20 protein-coding genes, 3 tRNA genes and 1 rRNA gene are annotated in these 21,736 nt (G+C 56.4%); 6 read left to right on the top strand and 18 right to left on the bottom strand.

Features of this window, described 5'->3' with window-relative positions:
* Positions 1-57 precede the first annotated feature (57 nt).
* From HW452_RS00120 to HW452_RS00065, 12 genes are all read right to left on the bottom strand, one after another.
* Positions 58-723 carry a fumarylacetoacetate hydrolase family protein gene (locus HW452_RS00120; protein ID WP_224104081.1) on the bottom strand — a complete coding sequence of 222 codons (666 nt, stop codon included), beginning with the start codon at positions 721-723 and terminating at the stop codon, positions 58-60.
* A 114-nt stretch (positions 724-837) separates the two neighbouring features.
* A complete protein-coding gene (thpD, locus tag HW452_RS00115) occupies positions 838-1,821 on the bottom strand; it encodes an ectoine hydroxylase (RefSeq protein WP_224104080.1) in 984 nt (327 codons plus the stop codon).
* Between the two features lie 449 nt (positions 1,822-2,270).
* A complete protein-coding gene (locus HW452_RS00110; RefSeq protein ID WP_224104079.1) occupies positions 2,271-3,077 on the bottom strand; it encodes a Crp/Fnr family transcriptional regulator in 807 nt (268 codons plus the stop codon).
* 917 nt (positions 3,078-3,994) lie between these two features.
* Positions 3,995-4,498: a ferritin-like domain-containing protein gene (locus tag HW452_RS00105; protein WP_224104078.1), complete on the bottom strand. Its 504-nt coding sequence runs from the start codon at positions 4,496-4,498 to the stop codon at positions 3,995-3,997.
* A gap of 39 nt (positions 4,499-4,537) precedes the next feature.
* Complete coding sequence (locus HW452_RS00100) at positions 4,538-5,374, bottom strand: manganese catalase family protein (protein WP_224104077.1); 837 nt, start codon at positions 5,372-5,374, stop codon at positions 4,538-4,540.
* A gap of 1,429 nt (positions 5,375-6,803) precedes the next feature.
* Positions 6,804-6,879 (bottom strand) — tRNA-Thr (locus HW452_RS00095).
* 72 nt (positions 6,880-6,951) lie between these two features.
* Positions 6,952-7,026: transfer RNA gene (locus HW452_RS00090), tRNA-Gln, on the bottom strand.
* A 6-nt stretch (positions 7,027-7,032) separates the two neighbouring features.
* Positions 7,033-7,108: transfer RNA gene (locus HW452_RS00085), tRNA-Phe, on the bottom strand.
* A gap of 155 nt (positions 7,109-7,263) precedes the next feature.
* On the bottom strand, positions 7,264-7,539 hold the full coding sequence (locus tag HW452_RS00080; RefSeq protein ID WP_224104076.1) for an oxidative damage protection protein: 276 nt from the start codon (positions 7,537-7,539) through the stop codon (positions 7,264-7,266).
* 31 nt (positions 7,540-7,570) lie between these two features.
* A complete protein-coding gene (mutY, locus tag HW452_RS00075; protein WP_224104075.1) occupies positions 7,571-8,665 on the bottom strand; it encodes an A/G-specific adenine glycosylase in 1,095 nt (364 codons plus the stop codon).
* Positions 8,666-8,791: 126 nt separating this feature from the next.
* The gene (locus tag HW452_RS00070) at positions 8,792-11,125 is read right to left on the bottom strand and encodes an AsmA family protein (protein ID WP_224104074.1); all 2,334 of its coding nucleotides are present in this window, start codon (positions 11,123-11,125) and stop codon (positions 8,792-8,794) included.
* The gene (locus HW452_RS00065) at positions 11,125-11,607 is read right to left on the bottom strand and encodes an acetyl-CoA sensor PanZ family protein (RefSeq protein ID WP_224104073.1); all 483 of its coding nucleotides are present in this window, start codon (positions 11,605-11,607) and stop codon (positions 11,125-11,127) included. Before HW452_RS00065 ends, HW452_RS00070 begins: the two co-directional genes overlap by 1 nt.
* 206 nt (positions 11,608-11,813) lie before the next feature.
* Here HW452_RS00065 and hisB point away from each other — a divergent pair, with 206 nt between their 5' ends.
* Genes hisB through hisF form a run of 4 tightly spaced genes read left to right on the top strand, consistent with a single transcriptional unit; the run spans position 11,814 to position 14,632 of the window.
* On the top strand, positions 11,814-12,407 hold the full coding sequence (gene hisB, locus HW452_RS00060; protein WP_224104072.1) for an imidazoleglycerol-phosphate dehydratase HisB: 594 nt from the start codon (positions 11,814-11,816) through the stop codon (positions 12,405-12,407).
* A 55-nt stretch (positions 12,408-12,462) separates the two neighbouring features.
* Complete coding sequence (gene hisH / locus HW452_RS00055; RefSeq protein ID WP_224104071.1) at positions 12,463-13,104, top strand: imidazole glycerol phosphate synthase subunit HisH; 642 nt, start codon at positions 12,463-12,465, stop codon at positions 13,102-13,104.
* 11 nt (positions 13,105-13,115) lie between these two features.
* Complete coding sequence (hisA, locus tag HW452_RS00050; RefSeq protein ID WP_224104070.1) at positions 13,116-13,862, top strand: 1-(5-phosphoribosyl)-5-[(5-phosphoribosylamino)methylideneamino]imidazole-4-carboxamide isomerase; 747 nt, start codon at positions 13,116-13,118, stop codon at positions 13,860-13,862.
* Entirely contained in the window at positions 13,859-14,632 is a 774-nt protein-coding gene (gene hisF, locus HW452_RS00045; RefSeq protein ID WP_224104069.1) for an imidazole glycerol phosphate synthase subunit HisF, read from the top strand. Before hisA ends, hisF begins: the two co-directional genes overlap by 4 nt.
* A gap of 80 nt (positions 14,633-14,712) precedes the next feature.
* On the opposite strand, the gene HW452_RS00040 is transcribed toward hisF, so the two are convergent.
* Positions 14,713-15,312 carry a YjaG family protein gene (locus HW452_RS00040; protein ID WP_224104068.1) on the bottom strand — a complete coding sequence of 200 codons (600 nt, stop codon included), beginning with the start codon at positions 15,310-15,312 and terminating at the stop codon, positions 14,713-14,715.
* Between the two features lie 111 nt (positions 15,313-15,423).
* Between HW452_RS00040 and HW452_RS00035 the strand changes: the two genes are divergently transcribed.
* Positions 15,424-16,128, top strand: a complete 705-nt coding sequence (locus tag HW452_RS00035; RefSeq protein ID WP_224104067.1) for a type 1 glutamine amidotransferase — start codon at positions 15,424-15,426, stop codon at positions 16,126-16,128.
* 30 nt (positions 16,129-16,158) lie between these two features.
* Here HW452_RS00035 and mnmH read toward each other — a convergent pair whose 3' ends face one another.
* From mnmH to HW452_RS00015, 4 genes are all read right to left on the bottom strand, one after another.
* Positions 16,159-17,253, bottom strand: a complete 1,095-nt coding sequence (gene mnmH, locus HW452_RS00030; protein WP_224104066.1) for a tRNA 2-selenouridine(34) synthase MnmH — start codon at positions 17,251-17,253, stop codon at positions 16,159-16,161.
* Positions 17,253-18,290, bottom strand: a complete 1,038-nt coding sequence (gene selD / locus HW452_RS00025) for a selenide, water dikinase SelD (RefSeq protein WP_224104065.1) — start codon at positions 18,288-18,290, stop codon at positions 17,253-17,255. The genes mnmH and selD overlap by 1 nt, the downstream gene beginning before the upstream one ends.
* Before the next feature lie 57 nt (positions 18,291-18,347).
* Positions 18,348-19,724 carry a DNA repair protein RadA gene (gene radA, locus HW452_RS00020; RefSeq protein WP_224104064.1) on the bottom strand — a complete coding sequence of 459 codons (1,377 nt, stop codon included), beginning with the start codon at positions 19,722-19,724 and terminating at the stop codon, positions 18,348-18,350.
* 94 nt (positions 19,725-19,818) lie between these two features.
* Positions 19,819-20,271, bottom strand: a complete 453-nt coding sequence (locus HW452_RS00015) for a copper resistance protein NlpE N-terminal domain-containing protein (protein ID WP_224104063.1) — start codon at positions 20,269-20,271, stop codon at positions 19,819-19,821.
* Between the two features lie 164 nt (positions 20,272-20,435).
* Between HW452_RS00015 and hisC the strand changes: the two genes are divergently transcribed.
* Positions 20,436-21,497 (top strand): histidinol-phosphate transaminase, encoded by a 1,062-nt coding sequence (hisC, locus tag HW452_RS00010; protein ID WP_224104062.1) that lies wholly within the window; start codon positions 20,436-20,438, stop codon positions 21,495-21,497.
* A gap of 119 nt (positions 21,498-21,616) precedes the next feature.
* Here the strand turns inward: hisC and rrf are convergent.
* Positions 21,617-21,732 (bottom strand): 5S ribosomal RNA (rrf, locus tag HW452_RS00005).
* Between the last annotated feature and the right edge of the window lie 4 nt (positions 21,733-21,736).

Raw genomic sequence — 21,736 nt, 5'->3', positions numbered from 1 at the left:
TGGCAAGCCGAACGCCCCCTGATCGATCTCCGGGGGCGTTTTTACGAGAGCGTGTGGTCAATCGACCACCGATGTAGTGATCTCAAGGCCACCGGTCAGCGTGAGGCGCAGCGCCATGCCACGCGTCAGCTCACCTACGCCGGCGGGGGTGCCAGTCAGGATGACATCACCAGGCTCCAGGGTGAAGTGGCGGCTCATCTCGGCTACCAGCGACGGAATCGCAAAGATCATGTCCGAGCCTTCGCCGCGCTGGCGCTCTTCCCCATCGATCTCCAGCGTAAAGGCCAGTGCATTCCAGTTGGGCACGCGGCTTAATGGCAAGAACGAGGAGAGCGGACAGGAACCGTCAAATCCCTTGGCAATTTCCCAAGGATGGCCCTTCTCCTTGAGCTGGGTTTGCACATCGCGCAGGGTCAGATCCAGCGCCAGGCCGATACCGACAATCGCGCGCTCGGCCTCATCCGGCGTTGCGTGGGCCAGGGTATCACCCACCAACAGGGCCAGCTCGGTTTCGTAATGGACGTCGCCGCGCGAAAATGGCGGACTAAGCGGTGCAGTGATATCGACAACGCTTGTGGAAGGTTTGATGAACAGCAGAGGCTCGCTGGGAACAGGGTTATCCAGCTCCTTGGCGTGATCAGCATAATTGCGGCCAACGCACACGACTTTGCCCAATGCATGGGAAAATGCCTGACCATCGGTAAATTGTGGAACAAGACGCATGGGGGTATTCTCCTTCTCTTTATGCGTGCCGCCTTCGCAACGACAGACGCAACAGTCTACCTTACCTATGCGAATGTTCCACAACCTAATACACGATTACCGCTCCAGCGAAACTTACTGTTCTAGCGACCAATTTTCATCCGGCGAGTGGGCCAGGAAGTCCGGACGATGCTTGGGAGCCGCATAGGGTTCGCGGCAACGGTTATCCGGGCGGTTGAACACGAAGAACACATTACTGCGCGGGTCAGGCGATAGATTCGCATTGGATGCGTGCAGCGTATTGCAATCGAACAGCAATAGCCCGCCCGCCTTTCCCTTGGGCGCCTCGATACCATGTTCCGCGACCAGCTCGCGCAGCGCTTCATGGCTGGGCACGCCAACCTCTTGCGCCTTGAGAGAGCTTTTATGGTTGTCTTCGGGAGTTTCGCCCAGGCATGGCACGAATTTCATGTGCGAGCCGGGAATCAGCATCAAGGGGCCATTGAACTCATGATTATCGGTCAGAATCAGTGAAGCACTCACCGCATGCATACCCGGCATCCCATCTTCGGCGTGCCAGGTTTCGAAGTCCGAGTGCCAGTTGAATCCCTTACCTGCAAACCCCGGCTTGTAGTTGATGCGTGACTGGTGCACGTAAGGGTCATCGCCGATGATCTGGCGTGCCGCCCCGGCTACACGTTCATCATTTGCCAGCGCACCCAGGCGCTCGGAGAGATAGTGCACGGCAAACAGTGAACGAATTTCGTTGCTGTCCGGTTCGGTAATGCTGAAATCCCGATTGCGGTATGCGTCCGTCGTCATCAGTTTTTGAATATCATCACGCAGCGTATCGAGCTCATCACCGGTAATCAGGTTGGGAATGAACAGAAACCCCTTGCGCTCGAACTCTTCAAGCTGGGCTTCACTCAGCGGCCCCGACAGGTGTCTCCCCTTCACGACTGCATCCTTACGTGGCTGCCAGAGCGACTCGGGCCGGCGGGTCAAACGCGATGGGTAATCATCCTGAACGCCCGCCTGCTGTGTAGAGGGCACATCGGCTAATTCACTGTACTGCTTGTGCGCTGTTACGTTATTGAGAGATAGATTGCTGACTGTCATCTAATCCACTCCTTGTATGATTAAATTTCAGATCAATGTCATGCCCTAACAAGGTAGACAACACGGGCGAGGCTGCAAGTCGCGAACGGTTTTATCTAACTTGCGTTATAAAAAAGCGCCCGGCGCGACTAATGCACTACAAACAATAGTATTCCTTTCCTTCGAACATTGATGCCAGATCGTTATGCAGCTGGTTCGTTGCCTACATACAAGCTATAGAATTTATAGCATCAAGGTTATTACCGACAGCAGAATGCCCGCTAACGATGCAACCAGACGGGAAGGTATAGAAATATCAGAGGAGAGAATCAAGAAGGAAGGATAGCGACGACCACAATAGAAGCCAATACATGAGCGCACCGACTTCTGTTGCTTTTTCATGCAGATACCTAACAAGAACACTCATATGGCGCTCATTGAATATAAAACAGCCACTTCATGACGATTAGTCATCCATCCAGGCGAATATGGCCATAAATGAAATCACCATCAAATCCAGTTGACTTGGCCATCTCTTCTGGCTTTAACAACTTGATGCTACTGCGCGTTTTACGAATAAACTTTTTTTGCTCAAGCGCGGTCATGCAGCGGCTAACATGAACGCTGGTAATTCCCAACAGCTCTCCCACGACATCTTGAGTAATAGGAAATGAGTAAATATTGGTCTTTAGCAGCCCCTTGAAACAAAAGCGCGTATAGATTTCCAGTAGAAAATGAGCAACACGCTCTTCGGAGCGGTGATGCGTACAACTTCTCAAGCGCTCGATTGTAATATTGTCATTGACCATGATATAAGACATGACAGCTCTTCTGACACTTACATCATTCTTGAAAAGCTCGTGTACATGTTCGACAGACACTTTCTCGAGAACGCAATTAGTAAGCGCAAGAATTATAATATCGTGATTTTCAAAAAAACTTTCGCGAAGACCGATAATATCCCCTGGCATGAATACATTGCATATGTCCTGCCCGCGCTTATCGGATGCGTGACATAAGCTGGCCCACCCCTCCTTGACGATAAAAACATCTGCCCGGCCATCGCATAAAGAGAACATCTTTTGATTCCTCTTGAGCTCGACCGTTTTTTTACGAACCTCATTCAAGCTTTTCAGCGATTCAGCACTCAACTCTCCATATAAACCTAAAACACTTTCCAATGAAATATTAAAATCGCTCATCGCCACGTCACTAGATTCATTATTAAAAGCTTTACTGTCCATAACATCATGTCTTGCAGCCATTACCTTATCCATTTCTACACTCCTTTGTAGTTAGACAAAAGCTGTACGGCGAGAAAGTAATGCACCACTTATATACAACTCGAGGAATATTCAGGTGGAAAAAATATAGTCAACGGCGAAACGATAAACAAGGATTATTTGTTTCGCTTAACTGGATAAAAGCGCATTGTTAACGCGTTGTCGCAAAATAACTTTAACATTTATTAAAAACAGCCTGCCGCTATAAAAAAAGCCCTGAAATTCTATAACTTACTATAATAAATTCAATTTATAACAATTCTATACATACAAAAACACAATTTAAGTTAGCAATATAATGGATACAGAGATCACCTGGATATATGCTTAAAATAAATAGTTATTCAAATAAACACATACTTATTGGCAATAACTTATATACCAGGATCATGGCTTTAAGTTAGTTTACACTACCCGAGTATTAATCAGGGGTGATTTTATAAATTAAAAAAGCTGGCAGTGTTCAAATTTTCATAATGAGCGATAACGGAGTTATAACGACACATCGTGTAATAACTGCGCAAAATAAAAGAACACACAATATATGAAGCACCAAGCATCGCTATCGCCATTAAGGTAAACAAGCCATCCTCTTTATCGACTATTAACAATATCAGGCCACAAATGACTGATTTTCCAGCATGATAGACAGCCGTATTGATCAGCGAGAATTACCCTTCAGGATATATCGAGGGCAGCTTTTCTCTTGGCTCCGGGAGGTCCAGGGGGAAATTATCCTCATGCCCCAGGTCACCAAGCGGATATGCGAGGGTGTTCGCCAGCCAGGCAACATCTTCAAGCCGCTTGATAACGGCTTTTTGTATTTCGGCGGCAACGTCTGTAGAACATAAAAAACCCCGGCAAATCATCATTGCCGAGGTTTCAGGGCGCTCGCTCAACTGAACGTGGTGTTAACGCTTGGCGCGCAGGTTGTCATCATCGGCACGCATCAAGAACTGTGTGGTCGTTGATTCGATGTGCTGACTCAGCCAATCCGCCATGGCCTCCTCCTCTTTGAGGATATCGCGGCATACATGGGCCACGCCTGTCTGGCCGGCGTTTTCCGCCGCTTGGATCAACGCCTTGTAATTGGCGATTTCAAAATGCTCGAACGCGTAGCAGGCGATACTGCCCTTCATTACTTCATCACCGGCCATCATGCCGCCTAATGCCTGACCAAAGGCGGTCAACTTGCCGCCCAGGTCCTTGAGCGCGGATGTATCGATATCCAGACCTGACATGGCCTGCTCAAGGCGTTCGGACTGATGACGTGTTTCTTCCAGGTGCTGTTCGATACGCCCCTGCAGTTCCGGATAGTCGACCAGGCGCTCGGCCTGGGATTTCAGCATTTTCTCAGCCTGCTGTTCCATAGCATGTGCATCGCGCAACCAGTTTTCTAGATACTTGGTATCCATGGTGCCTCTCCTTGTAAAAACCGAGTAGTTGAGTGCCTTCTATTTAGACGGGTCAATCTGCTCTTTTTGAGCGCCTGATTTCTCTTTTGCCATACCCAGAGTGGGCTCCTGGCCTTCAGGTGCCGGTTGGTTCTGTATGGAAAATTCACTACGACCATCAAAGGATGGGCCTTCACCCCAACGTCCTTTGGGAGCCTCTTTATCCAACAGAGTGTTCAGGTAGTAATAAGAGTGCTGTGTGGCTTCATGATCTTCCGGCGTCGAGTTGGGCACCGGCAGATGAGCTCCCAACCCGCCCAGCTCCTCGATGACGGCCAGCCACTGCTGCTGGTGGTAGGTATCACGAGCGATCAAAAACGACAGGAAGTCTTTCATGCCGTGATCATCTGTCCAGTTATAGAGCCTCGAGGCCAGCACGCGGCCACTGGCTTCAGCGGTCACGTTCGCCAGCATGTCGGCCGCTACGTTACCGGTTGCATAGATATGGCTCATATCGAAGGGCACGCCGTTGGAGTTCACCGGCATGGCAGAAAGCCCGGATGAGAGGATATGACGGGGATTCGCGCCGCCCAGAATGGCATTCATCACCGGATCCTTGGCAGTCGCTTCCTGATAGGAAACCGGCGCGCCTTCAAGGTTAAGGGCAACCGCATGACCGAGCATCTCGATATGCGAAAGCTCCTCGGTCGCTGTCGACATCAGTAGATCGCGAATACGGTCATCGCCTCGCGCACCCATTGCTTGAAAGAAGTACTGCATGGCAACCCGAATTTCACCTTCTACACCGCCAATCGCTTGTTGAAGCAACATGGCAAATTCAGGGTTGGGTTTATCTACTTTAACTGGATATTGCAGTTTTGCTGAGTGATGGAACATAGCATAGCCTCATCGTTTAACTGCTCGTTAATACTCGAAACAGCTATTCAAGAATGGAGATCCAGCAGTGGTTTGATCAAGCTAATTGCCTGATATTCATTAACTCAATATTAACCATTGATCAATCAATCTGGCTATTTGAGCGTAGCCAAGGCAACCGGCTTTTCAAGCAGGGGCAACCTCGTCCATCAATGTTTAACTTTTATCATGGAAGCATGAGATATTTTTAAAATGACTGATAACGACTGCAAAAATATTTATAAACAATTAATTTAAAAGAAAAAATAAAAAATGCATAAGCGAGATACGGATAGACGCAAAACTGGGAAAAAACACTATCATCCAATGTTTATTGAAACATAGTTTATAAAAAGAATGGCGCTCGGTATAAAACTTTTAAACTTAAACTTCCATCCTGCAGGTCTCTATACTCAACGCATTGAGAATCTGACCATTATCTGAACATTCAATATAGGCATACGCTTTTCAGATAGAAGATACGAAACACAGTCTTCGTCTTTCAAGCCTTGCGCTAGCTGCCAAACCAACCCCACAGTGAGGGATCTTTCACTATGCCGTTGATAGCATCTCGGGGCAGCTGGGAGAGCTTGATACTTTCAAGCTCCATGCAACCCTCCCAATAGCGTATGGCCTGTATAGATGCGCCAGCCCATTCATGTGTACCTGATGGCAAGCTTTGGGTAGGGTATAGGGGTCAATATCGTTGATCGTAGCGTCCTGCCACGACTTTCATTGATGCAGTTTTGAGACAAGGCTTGAGCTTAGAACGGATTGGCATAGATATCAGTACAATTTTTCCCGCTCTAGCCTTGTGCATATATTATACATGGCCTAGTATGAAGTTGTCGGCGGCAGGAAGCCTCCACAGAAAAGGAATTCCCACTCAGGATGAGTGACCACTCGCCAGGATGGCATGAGTACATCTAACGCCCCTTAACCGGGGCGTTGTTGTTTCTGGCTTATAGCTGTTTCTGGCTTATAGACGCTCTATTTCCGCTTTCCTTCACTCCTCAGTATCAGCCGCGTTCATTTTTACGTTCACACCGAAAAAGCCTCCACGGTCCAGACAAGCGCGCGTGCCATCGTTCAGCTGCTCGCATGAAAGACTTGGCTGACAAACATTGTCACTGATGGACTACAGCAACTTTTCATCTGACAGCTATACTGAAGAGGCTATTGATCGCAGTAGTGGCGTGCCGCGCTCATTCAGGGATGAACAGGAAAGGTGATGAGCGAAAGGAGAAAGGAAGCGCGGCTGGCCATGGACGGCCTTTCTGTCTTGAAAGTGAAAAGGCTGATCGAACGTGTGCACAGGTTTGTAGGCACATTGATAGACACATACGAAAAAGCCGCCCTTGCGGACGGCTTGATCTGATTCTCTAACATGTTGCTTTTAACCATCTTTTGATGGTGCCGACACCAGGAGTCGAACCCGGGACCTACTGATTACAAGTCAGTTGCTCTACCAACTGAGCTATGTCGGCGCTTCACGTTTTCTTGAGAAAATGACTGATTGGCGGTTAAGCTAGTCAGTCAACAAGAAATCTTGTTGGCAATGGCTGGGGTACCAGGATTCGAACCTGGGAATGCCGATACCAAAAACCGGTGCCTTACCACTTGGCGATACCCCAGCAGTGTGGTGGCCAGAGACGGAATCGAACCGCCGACACGGGGATTTTCAATCCCCTGCTCTACCAACTGAGCTATCTGGCCGCTGCCAACGGTGCGTATTAAACTAAAAACGCAGCTTTTCGTCAACACCTTTGTGAAACTTTCTTTTCTAACCGTCGCTTAGGCCATGCCTTCGACTAACGGTACAGGGCTGAAGCGCCCGTATTTCCTGCCATTGCAGCCTGCCAGGCTTTCGGTTACGCCTGTGTAGGCGGCACATACCCCTCGGCCTGGTCGGTCGTTTCATTATCCATGTAGCGCTGCATCTGCTCCATCAGGTAGGCGCGATCCTCCGGGTTGAGCATGTTGAGGTGCTTTTCATTGATCAGGCGGGTCTGTAATGCCTGCCACTCTTCCCATGCCTTCCTGGAAACGCTGGCCTGAATCTCCTGCCCTTGCTTGCCGGGCAGCGGCGGGAACGCAAGCGCGGGCAGTTCCTTTTGATATTTGCGACAAAAAACCGTGTTGCTCATTGAAGACTCCTTGTTGGACGTATGGCCCAGGTTATACACGTCCGGGCGTTAGGTTGAGAGTAAAAGGGGCAAGCTGATCAAGCAGTGCCTTTACCGGGGCGGCCAGGCCAAGCGCCTGGGGGTTATTGACGTCATACCAGATTCCGCCTTCTCTTACCCCGTTCAGCCTATCGCAGGAAATCGGCTGAGGGGTAATCTCAAGGCGAAAATGGCTGAAAGTATGATGGAAAGCGGGCATGGCCGCCTCGCGTCTGGGAGCGGCCACGTGCTCCTCCAGCCAGGTGTTCAGCTCGCGGTACGTATCAAACTGGGGCAAGCTCCAGAGCCCGCCCCACAGCCCGCTGGGCGGGCGCCGCTCGAGCCATACCTTACCCTCTTGATCACGCAGCACCAGCATGAGAGTACTGCGGGTAGGCAGGGCTTTTCTGGGCTTGGATTCAGGGTAACGCTGGGGTTCGCCCTGGGCGTAGGCCAGGCAGACATCGTTGAACGGGCAGGCCTTGCAGTCCGGCCGGCTGCGCTTGCACAGGGTGGCGCCGAAATCCATCATTGCCTGGGTAAAATCCGCCAGGCGGGTCGATGGTGTGTAGTGCTCGGCGAGCGCCCAGAGCTTACGCTCGATGCCGGGCTTGCCCGGCCAGCCGGAAATGGCATGCAGGCGCGTCAGCGAGCGCTTGACGTTGCCATCCAGAATCGCCGCCCGGCGACCGGTGCTCTGGGCAATAATGGCGCCAGCGGTCGAGCGCCCGATGCCCGGCAGGGCCATCAGCGCATCGACACTCTCGGTAGGCAGCTCACCGTCGTGTTCGTCGAGCGCCACCTGGGCGGCCTTGTGCAGGTTGCGCGCACGAGCGTAGTAGCCAAGCCCTGTCCACAGGTGGAGTACCTCGTCCTGTGGCGCACGGGCCAGGGAGGCAAGGCTTGGAAAGCGCGCCATGAAACGCTCGAAGTAGGGGATCACGGTGGTCACCTGCGTCTGCTGCAGCATGATTTCGGATACCCACACACGGTAAGCGCTGCGCGGCGACTGCCAGGGCAGGTCGTGTCGGCCATGCTTATCGAACCAGGTGAGCAGGCGACGGCAGAACTCGTCTGCCGCCAGCCTTGGAGTTGGCATATCAGCCATGGGGTTTCCTTCGATAGAACAGGTAGTAGAGAAAGCTAGAGAAAGCCGACGCGGTGGCGCCTTGCACATGACGCCAATAAAAAAACGCCGGCGTGTGGGCCGGCGCAGACTGACTTACCTGAATGCTCAGTTGAATAGACGCCGGATACCTTCACGAAGTTCCTGGCCGGCCCCCTTGCCTAACTGCTCGTCCAGTTGTTCGAGGGAGCCACCTACACGCTCCTCTAGCTCTTCGGCCACGCGGCTGCCGGCTTCGTTGCGCAGCAGCTCGACCACGGCCGCCTGAAAGGCGTCGCGATCAAAGCGGCACCACTGCGTATGATCGTCGCTGAGATTGCCCTCACAGCGTACGGGCAGCGGCAACTGCTCGAGACGCGGATTGACGCTGCAAGCTGCATCAGCGGTATCTACCAGCCGTGCATTGGCCCGGGTATCGAAGTGGCGGCTGTTGAAGTCCAGCTCGCCCTCACCGCTTACATTGATGCCCGGCAAGGTGATCAGCAAATCATTGCTGCTGACGATGCCGTTGCGCACCTGGAAGGCGGCATCGAAACGTTCGAAACGCGTGTCGGCGTGCCAGTCACGCAGCGTTCCCTCACCTTCCAGTTGGGCGACCAGCTCGCACATCTGCTGGGAGACGTTGATATCCAGAATGGCGCCTTCATTGAGGCGAGCATTTACCTGGCCATTGAGGTTGCCGACCAGCGCTTCACGGCTGTTGCCGCGCGACGTGAGTTCGCCATCGGCATTGAGACGGCCGCGCAGCGGCGAGGTCTCTTCACCCAGCGCTTCGATCAGGGCGCCCACCTGAACATTGCTCACGCGGGGCGCAAGGGTCCACTCCATGATTCGCTCGCGCGCATCCAGCCGACCGCTGACATCAAGCTCGCCGCCGTAGAAGCGCGACTCGAATCCGCTAAGCCGATGCTCGCCCTCTTCGCCCTGCAGCCGCAGCCGCGTGTTTTCGAAGGTCAGCCCGGCCAGCAGCAGCCGTTCAAGGCGTAGCGCACCATCCAGCGAAAGCTCGCTCAGCCAGGTTTGCGGAAGCAGGGTTTCACTGCTCTGGGCAATCGCCTTGCGTAAAAAGCCTCGGCTTGCCTGCTGTGCGGTGGTGGGGCCGGCCAGGTAGTGGTCAAGGTTGAGCTGGTCGCCCTCAAGATCGAACGCAACTCGCGTGCCATCCAGTGCAGCAGAGAGTTCACCGGTAAAGGTGCTGTCATCCACTACCAGAGAAAGGCGCGGCAGAGACACCTGTTCCGTATCGCCTTCGATGGGGCTGGTCATGGCGATGTCGCTAAGCGCGGCTTCGTTGGCCGTATTGAGCTCGATACCGGCACGACTCAACCAGGGGCGCAGGGTAAAGGGAGCAGCGGTCATCTGCCCGCGATACCTTGGCGCATCCAGCATCTGTTCGATATTGAGGTGCCCGCTTACCCGTAGCCCATCAGGGCCGGTCAGTTGAATATCTCTTAACTGCGCCGTTTGTGCTTCCCAATCGCTCTCCAGCCCAAAGGCCAGCGCCAGCGCCAGGTTGCCCTGCCACTTGTCTGCATTCTGCAGACCGGTTTCCAACACCCCTTCGGTAACGCTCAGCCGTTTCTCTTCCAGGTGGGTAACGATTTCAGCGGCGCGCAGATTCACCTGCTGCGGTTGGCTCCCGGCGTTTACCCGCGTGCGCGTATTCAACCGGGTATTTTCCAGCACGACCCGGTCCTCGCCGAGCTTGAGCCTGATGCGTGTTTCAAGGTCAACGTCGCTGGTCAAATCCGGTGTGCGCTCCAGCACCTCGGCATCGAGGCGATTATGCCGGGTAAGCGTAAACATGGCCTTCAAGGGGAAAGGGCTGACCGGATTGACGTTGCTACCGGAAATATTAAGCGACTGCATACGCCACAATGCCTGACGCTGCACGTCACGAAAGCGGATATCAGCGTCGCGAACTTCGACGCCGGCGATATTGAGCACCACCGAAAGGCTGCTAGCGTCGGCGTTCGGGCCAGCGCTTGCCGGCGCCAGCACGGTCTGCGCCTTCTCATCGCTGCGCTCGGCCAAGCGTTCGACCAGCGGCTCCCAGTTGCCATCGCCCGCTTCATCACGCTCCAGATTCAGGCGCATGCCATCGAGGGTCAGGCCATCGATGGCAATTTCGCCTCGCAGCAGGGGGGCAAAGGCGATACTTACCTCCGCACGGTTGATGGCAGCAAACGAGGCTTCCTCTTCGGGCTGCTCGGGCAGCCAGGCGCGGGCCTGCTCTACACTGACGCCCAGGCGTGGATAGAACGACCAGGTGATCGGCCCTTCGAGCGCCAGATGCAGCCCGGTGTGCTCCTCTACCACGGCCGTCAGACGCGGCTTGAAATCCTCAGGATCGAGAAAGGTGGTGACATAGACCACCGCGGCCACCGCCACAATGCCAATGATACCGATGGCGGCCAGCAAAATACGCAATAACTGTTTCATTACCCTTTCCCTTGTGGGTCTAGCTCGACGAAATCACTGATAAGCGGACCGCCCGACGCGGAACGTTCGGCCTGGCTGCCTGGGCGGTAGCCAAGTTTGGAAAGCAGTAGCTGATCGGCCATTGGCAGTGATGCGGTTTCAATACGCAATTTACGCCCCTGCTGCAAGGCTTGCTCCCCCAGAAGCGCCGCCAGTCGTGAACCAACGCCGCGGCGGCGGGTGGTCTTGCGTACACAGAGTTCAGATACCCACCACGCCCGGTCGGGCGCCTCCTGAACCGCCGCTGCTGCCAGCAGGTGGTCGTTGAAATGCGCGCAGGCAAAGAAGTGGCCTGTGTTCAAGTGCTGCTCGATAAAGGGTAACACGGCCTGGGCTGGCACCCGCTCCTTGGGTGCATCATCATAAATACGCACAAGATCCAGGCGCACCTGCTCATCGGTGTCCCATCGGGCTCGATCGACATGCTCCAGTGTCACCGGCATGGTGAACTCCTCCTTGCCAAAGCAGCCAGGCTGCCGTATTTGATGCCCTGAAACGGCAGCTACCTTGCGCGCATTGTAGCGGATGGGGGCGCCGATTCTCTATAATGGCTGTTTTGCCGCAGATTTATGCCCTGATCAACTGGTGGAGAGACAGGGCGGCTTATCGCCTTTCCCTTCAGAATGCGCTAGAGCGCAGGAGATGCAACATGTCAGCGCGTATTGCCACGGTTAGCCGTGATACGAATGAAACCCAGATCAAGGTCAGCGTCAATCTGGATGGCGAAGGCCGCCTCAACTGCAAGACGGGCGTTCCCTTTCTGGATCATATGCTTGATCAGGTTGCACGGCACGGCATGATCGACCTGGACATCCAGGCTACCGGCGATGTGCATATCGACGACCACCACACTGTCGAGGACCTGGGGATCACTCTGGGCCAGGCCTTCAATGAAGCGATTGGCGACAAGCGCGGCATCTACCGCTATGGCCATGCCTACGTGCCGCTCGATGAAGCGCTTTCACGCGTGGTGATCGACTTCTCAGGCCGTCCCGGTCTTTACATGAATGTCGAGTTTACCCGCGACACCATCGGCCGCCTGGATACCCAGCTGTTCTGGGAGTTTTTCCAGGGCTTCGTCAATCATGCTCGGGTCACGCTGCACATTGACAATATCAAGGGCTTCAACGCTCATCATCAGGCCGAAACCATCTTCAAGGCGTTTGGTCGTGCCCTGCGCATGGCCGTGGCCGAAGATTCGCGCATGGCGGGCCAGATGCCTTCCACCAAAGGCAGCCTTTGATGACGTGCCGTGATTACCCACGCCACCGTTCGTTCATTTTGTTAAGGAGCGCTCCATGACCATTGCTGTGATCGATTACGGAATGGGGAACCTGCACTCTGTCGCCAAGGCGCTGGAGCACGTGACCCATGAGAACGTCATTATCACGCGCGACCCGCGGCGCATTCTCGGCGCTACCCGGCTGGTCCTCCCCGGTCAGGGCGCTATCCGCGACTGCGTTGGCGAACTCGAGCGTACCGAGCTGCGCGGGCTGGTGGACGATGTGCTGACACGTCAGGCCAAGCCCTTGCTGGGTATCTGCGTGGGCCAGCAAATGCTGCTGGAGCGTAGCGAAGAGAATGGCGGCGTCGACTGCCTGGGCTTTTTCCGGGGTAGTGTCGACAAATTTCCGACCGACATGCGCGATGAACACGACCAGCGCCTGAAAGTGCCCCACATGGGCTGGAACCTGGTCGAGCAGAACCACGCCCACCCGCTGTGGGCCGGTATCGACAACAACGAGCACTTCTACTTCGTGCACAGCTACTACGTGAATGCGACCGACGATGCCCAGGTATTCGGCACCACACGCTATGGCCGGGTAGGCGCCCATGTGGCCATTGGCCGTGACGCCACCTTTGCCGTACAGTTTCATCCTGAAAAAAGCTCCCGTGCGGGCCTGCGCCTGCTTGAAAACTTTGTCACCTGGACGCCCTGAGAGGTTTAGTTATGTTGGTAATTCCCGCGATCGATCTCAAAGACGGCCAGTGTGTGCGACTCAAACAGGGCCGCATGGAGGATGCGACGTCCTACGGCGACGACCCGGTGGCCATGGCCGCCCGCTGGGTGGAAGCCGGCGCACGCCGGTTGCATCTGGTTGACTTGAACGGCGCCTTTGAAGGCAAGCCGGTCAACGGTGAAGCGGTCACCGCCATTGCTCGCGCCTATCCCAACCTGCCGATCCAGATTGGCGGCGGCATTCGTAGTGCGCAGACCATCGAGCACTATCTGAATGCGGGCGTCTCTTACGTGATCATCGGCACCAAGGCGGTCAAGGAGCCGGACTTCGTGGGCGAAATGTGCCGCGCATTTCCCGGCCATGTGATTGTCGGTCTGGACGCCAAGGATGGGTTTGTGGCCACCGACGGTTGGGCGGAAGTCTCCACCGTCAAGGCCGTGGATCTGGCCAAACGCTTTGCCGATGACGGCGTATCCAGCATCGTGTACACCGACATCGCTCGCGACGGCATGATGCAGGGCGTCAACGTACAAGCCACCGCGCAGCTGGCTCGCGAAGGCGGCCTGCCGGTGATCGCCTCCGGCGGCGTGACCAACCTGGATGACATCAAGGCGCTTTGCGACGTGGCCGACAGCGGTATTCTAGGCGCGATTACCGGCCGGGCGATTTACGAGGGCAGCCTGGACGTTGCCGAGGCCCAGCGCCTCAGCGACCAGTTGACAGGAGGCGGCGCGTGAGTCTATCCAAGCGTATCATCCCCTGCCTGGATGTGGATGCCGGGCGGGTGGTCAAGGGCGTCAACTTTGTCGGCATCCGTGATGCGGGCGACCCCGTCGAGATCGCCCAGCGCTACAATCAGCAGGGCGCCGATGAAATCACCTTTCTGGATATCACCGCCAGCCACGAAGACCGTGCCACCACGGTGGAGATGGTGGAACGTATTGCCGGGCAGGTATTCATTCCACTGACCGTCGGCGGCGGCATCCGCACCTGTGACGATATCCGCACCATGCTCAATGCAGGCGCCGACAAGGTGTCGATCAATACCGCGGCGGTGACCAATCCCGAGTTCGTGCGCGAGGCGGCGGAGCGCTTTGGCAGCCAGTGCATCGTGGTGGCGATCGATGCCAAGCGGGTATCCGGTGACGACGAGCCTCCGCGATGGGAAATTTTCACCCACGGCGGGCGTCGCCCGACAGGGCTTGATGCCGTGGAGTGGGCAAAGAAGATGGTGGACTTCGGCGCCGGTGAGCTGCTGTTGACCAGCATGGACCGTGACGGTACCAGGATCGGCTTTGATCTGGGCGTGACCCACGCGATTTCAGAAGCGGTCAGCGTGCCGGTCATCGCCTCGGGCGGGGTGGGCAATCTGGACCACCTGGTGGATGGCGTGCTCAAGGGCGGCGCCGACGCCGTACTGGCGGCCAGCATTTTCCACTTCGGCGAGCACACCATTCCCGAAGCAAAACGCTATATGGCCGAACGAGGTATCGAAATGCGCCTTTGACGGGCGCATGGATTTACGCCCTCTCCAGCAGCATCACACGCCGTGCGTGACCCCAGGCCTGCAACGTCCGGCAGGCCTGCCTACTCCTCTTCGTCCAGGCTCAAGCCCAGATTGCTGATGCCATTATTGCGGCCAAGCCTGCGTATATCCTTCAGCGCGGTCTTGCTGATCGGCTCGCTGACGGCATCAAGCACGGCATCCTGAAAGTCGTTTTCATCTTCCATCAAGGGGTGGTCGCGGATCAGCAGCGCGAGCTTCTGGGCATCCTCCTCACCTTCGGTGAGTTCAATAAAGGCGCGCACGCCAGCGCGTGAGGTACGGCTCACGTCCAGCACGGCTTCGGGAGAATCGCCCTGTAGCGTATCAAGCAGCGCCGAGATGGATACCACCGCGTCCAGCGCTCGGCGCGCACCAAAGCTTTCATCTTCTGCCGGGGGTTCGCACTCGGCGAGCTTTTCGGCCTGGCGGGCAAAATCGATACTGGCACCGGGTACGCTAAGTCGCTCCCAGACCAGATTCAGCACGGTGCGCAGCGTATGACCATCCCCATGGCCGGTGGTCTGTTCATAGAGCGCGTAATTGGGTAACAGTCGCTCGCAAAGCGCAGCCATGAACGCCTGCTGAGCCACAAGCGGCAGCACCTGAAGCCGCTGATAAAAACCTAAGGGTTTGGACGCCATACTGATTTCCTAACGCGCGATATTGGTGAAATGAGGGCAATACGTTATGGTCGAACCTCGCTGTCATGAACCCCGACAGCCTGACTGAGTACGGCCGGCGAGGAGATTACCATGCATATACATCTGCTACAGCACGGCTCTGATCATGACCCCGCCCGCTTGACCGACTGGTTGAGCAGTATGGGGCATAGTTACACCGTTTTTCATCTTTACGCGGGCGAACTCGCCCCACGCCCGGCGGAAAGCGATGCGCTGATCGTGTTGAGCGGGCCAGAAACCTTTCTTCATCAGCCGCCCTCGTGGTTCAAGGCCGAGGACAAGCTGATCAACCGCTACCTGGATGGCCAGAAGCCGGTGCTGGGCATCGGCCTGGGCGCGCTTTTGATCGCCCGGGCACTGGATGCCGTGGTAGCTCCCGGCACCTATCCGGAACGAGGCTTTCATAAGGTGACGCTCGCCCCGGAAAGCCCGTTCGATCTACCCGAGCAGTTTGACGCGTTCATGTGGCATCGCCACGTGTTCAGCCTGCCCGAGGACGCCCTGCCGCTGGGAGGAAGCCCCGCCGCCCCGCTGCAGGGCTTCAGCTGGGACAGCGGTCGCGTAGTGGGCCTGCTGTGCCATCTGGAGGTAACGCGTTCAAGCGTGATGCAGCTTCTCGAGCAGGCGAAAGGTGCGGCCGAACACTCGGCTTTCAGCAGCAAGGCGGCCGAACGCTTTGTGCAGACCGCTGACCAGATACTGGACAACCCTACCCGCTTTCACCAGCTGGCGCCGCTGCTTGATCGTGTCATGACCCAGTGGCTGAAAATAACCTGAACGATCGCTGGACCTGTCGCTCATACCATTCTACCGGCTGCCGGCATTCCACTGCCTGGCAGCCTCCAGGCAGCTCTCCCAATCGCCTACATGAATATCCGGTGCCGCGCTTGCCTGCTGCCTTTCCAGGTGATAGCGATAGAGCGGATCGTAATACTCGGTCAAAAGTGGTGCCAGCCACGCTTCATGGGCCTGGGGATTGCCCTCGGCATGGGCCTTGAAGGCCAGCGCCTGAAGCCGCTGCAAGCGTTGAAGACGTGCATTGCCCAAGCGCTTTTCCAGCCGAATCAGCGCATTGCCCAACTGACGCTGCATCAGGGTCCAGCCTTCTTGCGCGCCGCAATACGCGGTGTACTCTTTTTCAAGCTCGATGATGTAGTCGTTCAGGAGCTGATCGAGCCGCCAATCGAGGGGCATCTCGATGCGCACACGTGGCGCCTTTTGCAGAGCATGCCAGAAGGTGAGCGGTATGTTGGCATTCCCGATCTGGCGTGACTCATCCTCAATGACCAGCTTGTCCGGCAGGGCCAGCAGCCGCGCGCCCAGCGCATGCTCGAAATCGATCTGAGTCGCGGGTGCTTCTGGTCTGCGTCCGAAGGCAGAGCCTTTATGGTGGGCGCAGGCTTCGAGATCGACGCCGTTTTCCAGCTGATTGATCAGCGTGGTCTTGGCGCAGCCGGTCAACCCGGCTACCACCAGCATGGGCTGCTCGGCCGCCTGCTCGATACGCTGGCACAGCGCGTGACGCATGGCCTTCCAGCCACCCTCTATCCGCGGTGTCGAAATCCCCGCCGCTTGAAGCCATTGCTGGGTGATCTGCGAGCGCAGCCCGCCGCGAAAGCAGTAGAGAACGGCATCAGGGTGCTCGCAAAGATAGGCTTTCCAGGCCGCGATACGCGCCTGCTTGATATCGCCGCTGACCAGTTGTTCACCAAGTGCAATGGCGGCTTTCTGGCCCTGCTGCTTGTAGGCAATGCCTACCTGACGGCGCTCTTCGTCCACCATCAAAGGGAGATTGACCGCCCCGGGCAGGCTGCCCTGGGCAAACTCGATCGGGGCACGCACATCAATCAGCGGGCGCGCTTCGCTGATAAAGCTCAGGGAGGGAGGCAGTGCTTCAGGCATTATCCGACCATCTCGATCAACGCATCGCCTTCACGGGGTTTCATGACGCCAAAGGGCTCAAGCGATAATCCAAATTCTCGGCCAATGCGTTCAACGTCATCTTCCCAGGCGGGGTCGACACTGAGCAGCAGGCCGCCGGAGGTTTGCGGGTCACACAGCCACTGCCAGTGGGCGTCATCCATGCTGGGCAGGCTCTTGCCCAGGGCATCACGGTTGCGCAAGGTGCCGCCGGGAACGGCGCCCTGGCGGCGATACGCCTCGGCTTCGGCCAGCCGCGGGAGGCGGCGAAAATCGATCTGGGCCATCACGTTACTGGCGCTGCATATTTCCGAAAGATGGCCGGCCAGACCGAAACCGGTCACGTCGGTCATGGCGTTGAGGCCTTTGACACCGGCAAGGGAAACACCAATACGATTGGATTTGAGCATCGTTTCCCGAGCAAGGCCATGGTGGCCTGCTTCCAGTAGCCCACGCTTTTCGGCTGTCGTGAGCAGACCAACGCCGAGCGGCTTGGTCAGAAACAGAAGATCCCCTGGCTTGGCACGGCTGTTGAGCTTGAGCTGATCGAGATCCACCAACCCGTTCACTGCCAGGCCGAAGATGGGCTCAGGCGCATCGATGGAGTGCCCGCCGGCCAGAGCGATGCCCAGTTCGCGGCATACTCCCTGAGCCCCGGCGATCACATCACCGGCCACTTCCGCACTCAGTTTATCCAGCGGCCAGCCAAGGATGCTCAAGGCCATGACCGGGGTGCCGCCCATGGCATAGATATCGCTGATGGCGTTGGTAGCAGCGATGCGCCCAAAATCGAACGGATCATCGACGATGGGCATGAAGAAGTCGGTGGTGGAGATCATGCCGCGGCCATCGCCAAGATCGTAAACCGCGGCGTCTTCACGCCCCTGATTACCTACGATCAGCTGCTTGTGTCCGGCGCTCGGGCCAGCCTTTGCCAGAATGCTATCCAGCACGTCCGGGGCGATCTTGCAGCCACACCCGGCGCCGTGACTGTACTGGGTCAAGCGAATGGAACTCATGGCGTTTCTCCTTGGCACATCGATATTTTTTTCATGATGACTTAAGCGTAGCACTACTTACAGCGCCTCCAGGGCATCGCTGAGCTTGTCCACAGCGATTACTTCCATCCCCTTCGGCGACTGCTTGGGCGCGTTGGCGCGCGGCACGATAGCTCGCAAAAAGCCATGCTTGGCAGCCTCGGCAATGCGCTCCTGGCCACTGGGTACCGGGCGTATCTCACCGGAAAGTCCTACCTCACCAAACACCACCAGCTCCTTGGGAAGCGCGCGGTTCTGCAGGCTCGAAACCACGGCCAGCAGTACGGCAAGGTCCGCACTGGTTTCTAGTACCTTGACACCACCTACCACATTCAGGAAAACGTCCTGATCCCCGGTAAACAGCCCACCATGGCGATTCAATACAGCCAGCAGCATGGCCAGTCGATTCTGATCGACCCCGACCGCCACGCGGCGCGGGTTGCCCAGCGCAGATTCATCGACCAGCGCCTGCACTTCCACCAGAATGGGCCGAGTGCCTTCCCACACCACCATGACCAGACTTCCCGGCGCCTGCTCTTCCTGACGCGAAAGGAAGATGGCACTGGGGTTCTTGACCTCCTTGAGGCCTTGTTCAAGCATGGCAAAAACGCCCAGCTCGTTGACGGCACCAAAACGGTTCTTCTGGCCGCGTAGCGTGCGAAAGCGGGAATCGGCGCCGCCTTCCAGCAACAAGGATGCATCGATCATGTGCTCGAGCACCTTTGGGCCGGCCAGGGTGCCGTCCTTGGTCACGTGGCCCACCAGCAGCAGCACCGTATTGGTCTGCTTGGCAAAGCGAGTGAGGGCTGCCGCCGATTCACGCACCTGAGCGACCCCGCCCGGCGCCGAACTGATATCTTCCAGGTGCATGGTCTGGATAGAGTCGATGACCAGAATTTCCGGCTTTTCACGCTCGGCGACCGCCAGAATGGTCTCGACGCTGGTTTCCGCCAGCATCTTCAGACCGCTGGTAGGCAACTGCAAGCGGTGGGCGCGCATGGCGACCTGGGAAAGCGATTCCTCACCGGTCACATACATGATGCGCCGCTGCTGAGCCAGCTTGCAGGCCGTCTGCAGCAGCAACGTCGATTTCCCCGCGCCCGGGTTGCCGCCTAGAAGTACGGCAGAGCCCGGCACCAGACCGCCGCCCAGCACACGGTCAAACTCATTGAAGGTAGAAGTGAGCCTGGGCACTTCGCTCAAGTCGACATTGCTGAGATCGACCACATCCCGGGAAAGATTGCCTGCATAGCCTGCCCTGCCGGCGGAGGTTGCACTGCCACTGCCCGGACGGGCGCTTGCCAGACGGACCTCACTGAGCGTATTCCACTCATTGCAACTGGAGCACTGGCCTTGCCACTTGCGGTACTCGGCCCCGCACTCGGTACATACAAAGGCACTCTTGGCTTTAGCCACTGCGTTCATACTCCCGTTATCGAATCATGCTGATGGCGTCAGGCGCTGAAATACAAAAGGCGGCCCGTGGCCGCCTTGTTTCGCTACTGCTTGATTACTGACGCTGTAGCTGTAACATTTCGCCATTTTCGAAGCGACGACGCTCCGGGTCGATCAATTCAAGCGTACGCTCGTCGATACGCTGGAAGTAGTAGATCTGGCCGTCGCCATTAGGCGTCAGCTCATAGACGGTTGCGTCCGGGTCAGACGGCGTACCGTTCAACACTTCCCAGTTGCCCGCGTAGTTTTCCGGCGGCGGTGTTTGAGGATGGTTACGATAGGTCGCATCCAGTGTAAAGGTGCGCTCGTCTGCTGCGCCCGTTTCCTCGCCTACCATGGTAACGTCCAGGTCGATACCGTCACAGTTGCGGCAGGGCAGCGTTCCCTGGTAGTGCTGTTGTGACGCGCTGACTCCTGCGTCACTTTCCTGGCCTGACGGGCCGCCGGTTGCACAACCAGCCAACAATGCCAACATAGCCGAACCGGCTAGCAAACTCCTGAATTGCATTGGATCTCTCCTTATCGTGTTGGTCATACATTTCTTGCGTGCGGTTATGACAGCATAACCGTTACAAGGTGCGACGCCCACCCCTTAGACGCATGGGAATGCTTGCGCTTGGGCAAGCATCAAGCGACCATGGCTTATTACGCAAGGATAATCAGGTTACCACCATGAGCCAATTCTGGAGTCCCGCTGTCAAGGCGCTTACCCCTTATGTCCCAGGCGAGCAGCCGCGTGAGCGCTTGATCAAGTTGAATACCAACGAAAACCCTTACCCCCCGGCACCCGGTGTGGGCGAGGCCCTGCGCAACTACGCCACTGACCACCTGCGCCTTTACCCGGACCCGACCTCGGCGGCTTTACGCGCCACGCTTGCCGACACTTTCGGCGTGGAAAGCCAGCAGGTATTTGTAGGTAACGGCTCCGATGAAGTGCTGGCATTGGCCTTTCAAGCATTCTTTTGCCACGATGCGCCGCTTGATACGCCCACGATCACGTATAGCTTCTACCCGGTTTATGCCAATCTCTATAATGTTGAGCTACGCACCCACCCGTTGACCTCACGGTGGGAAGTCGATATCGAGGCGCTCGGCGCGGCCTCCGAGCGTAGCGGCGTCATCTTTGCCAACCCCAATGCGCCCACCGGGCACGCTCATTCGCTTGCCAGCATCGAAGCGCTCCTGAAACGGGTAACCGACCGCGTTGTAGTGATAGATGAAGCGTATGTCGATTTTGGTGCAGAAAGCGCAATTTCTCTGGTTGACCGCTATCCCAACCTGCTGGTCACCGGCACTTTCTCTAAATCACGCAGCCTGGCTGGCCTTCGCCTTGGCTACGCGATTGGCTCAGCCGAGTTGATCGACGGCTTGCAGCGGGTAAAGGACTCATTCAACTCCTACCCGGTGGATAGCCTGGCAAGCCTGGTCGGTATTGCCGCTCTGGAAGATAAGGCGCACTTTGATGCGTGCCGAGAGCGGGTCATGACGACGCGAGAGCGTACCCGTCAGCGCCTAAAAGCGCTGGGCTTTGAAGTGCTCCCCTCCTCAGCCAACTTCGTACTGGCCGAGCATCCCGACCTTGCTGGCGCACAACTTTTTGCAGGGCTGCGTGAGCGCGGTATTCTGGTGCGCCACTTCAACACGGCCGAACTCAACAATTTCCTGCGTATCACTATCGGTACCGACGACGAGATGGATAGCCTGATCGAAGCGCTGGAAGTAATTTGCGCTTAGCGTTGCGAATAGAGAGTAGCAATGCAAGGCGGCGAAAGCCGCCATTTAGTTGACTGTTTTTCTTTCGCGCATAAAAAAATCCCCCGAGGCGAAGCCCCGGGGGATTTTTCATAATAAGTGCCTGACGATGACCTACTCTCGCATGGGGAGACCCCACACTACCATCGGCGCTAAGCGGTTTCACTACTGAGTTCGGCAAGGGATCAGGTGGTTCACGCTCGCTATGGTCGTCAGGCGTA

Source organism: Vreelandella aquamarina, assembly GCF_020075495.1.
Lineage (GTDB): Bacteria > Pseudomonadota > Gammaproteobacteria > Pseudomonadales > Halomonadaceae > Vreelandella > Vreelandella aquamarina_A.
The sequence above is the reverse complement of the archived record's forward strand: the minus strand, read 5'-3'. Positions and strand labels throughout refer to the sequence as shown.

Coding starts and splice junctions, on each gene's coding strand:
- HW452_RS00120 (WP_224104081.1), bottom strand. CDS start 723: ATGCGTCTTGTTCCACAATTTACCGATGGTCAGGCATTTTCCCATGCA.
- thpD (WP_224104080.1), bottom strand. CDS start 1,821: ATGACAGTCAGCAATCTATCTCTCAATAACGTAACAGCGCACAAGCAG.
- HW452_RS00110 (WP_224104079.1), bottom strand. CDS start 3,077: ATGGATAAGGTAATGGCTGCAAGACATGATGTTATGGACAGTAAAGCT.
- HW452_RS00105 (WP_224104078.1), bottom strand. CDS start 4,498: ATGGATACCAAGTATCTAGAAAACTGGTTGCGCGATGCACATGCTATG.
- HW452_RS00100 (WP_224104077.1), bottom strand. CDS start 5,374: ATGTTCCATCACTCAGCAAAACTGCAATATCCAGTTAAAGTAGATAAA.
- HW452_RS00080 (WP_224104076.1), bottom strand. CDS start 7,539: ATGAGCAACACGGTTTTTTGTCGCAAATATCAAAAGGAACTGCCCGCG.
- mutY (WP_224104075.1), bottom strand. CDS start 8,665: ATGGCTGATATGCCAACTCCAAGGCTGGCGGCAGACGAGTTCTGCCGT.
- HW452_RS00070 (WP_224104074.1), bottom strand. CDS start 11,125: ATGAAACAGTTATTGCGTATTTTGCTGGCCGCCATCGGTATCATTGGC.
- HW452_RS00065 (WP_224104073.1), bottom strand. CDS start 11,607: ATGCCGGTGACACTGGAGCATGTCGATCGAGCCCGATGGGACACCGAT.
- hisB (WP_224104072.1), top strand. CDS start 11,814: ATGTCAGCGCGTATTGCCACGGTTAGCCGTGATACGAATGAAACCCAG.
- hisH (WP_224104071.1), top strand. CDS start 12,463: ATGACCATTGCTGTGATCGATTACGGAATGGGGAACCTGCACTCTGTC.
- hisA (WP_224104070.1), top strand. CDS start 13,116: ATGTTGGTAATTCCCGCGATCGATCTCAAAGACGGCCAGTGTGTGCGA.
- HW452_RS00040 (WP_224104068.1), bottom strand. CDS start 15,312: ATGGCGTCCAAACCCTTAGGTTTTTATCAGCGGCTTCAGGTGCTGCCG.
- HW452_RS00035 (WP_224104067.1), top strand. CDS start 15,424: ATGCATATACATCTGCTACAGCACGGCTCTGATCATGACCCCGCCCGC.
- mnmH (WP_224104066.1), bottom strand. CDS start 17,253: ATGCCTGAAGCACTGCCTCCCTCCCTGAGCTTTATCAGCGAAGCGCGC.
- selD (WP_224104065.1), bottom strand. CDS start 18,290: ATGAGTTCCATTCGCTTGACCCAGTACAGTCACGGCGCCGGGTGTGGC.
- HW452_RS00015 (WP_224104063.1), bottom strand. CDS start 20,271: ATGCAATTCAGGAGTTTGCTAGCCGGTTCGGCTATGTTGGCATTGTTG.
- hisC (WP_224104062.1), top strand. CDS start 20,436: ATGAGCCAATTCTGGAGTCCCGCTGTCAAGGCGCTTACCCCTTATGTC.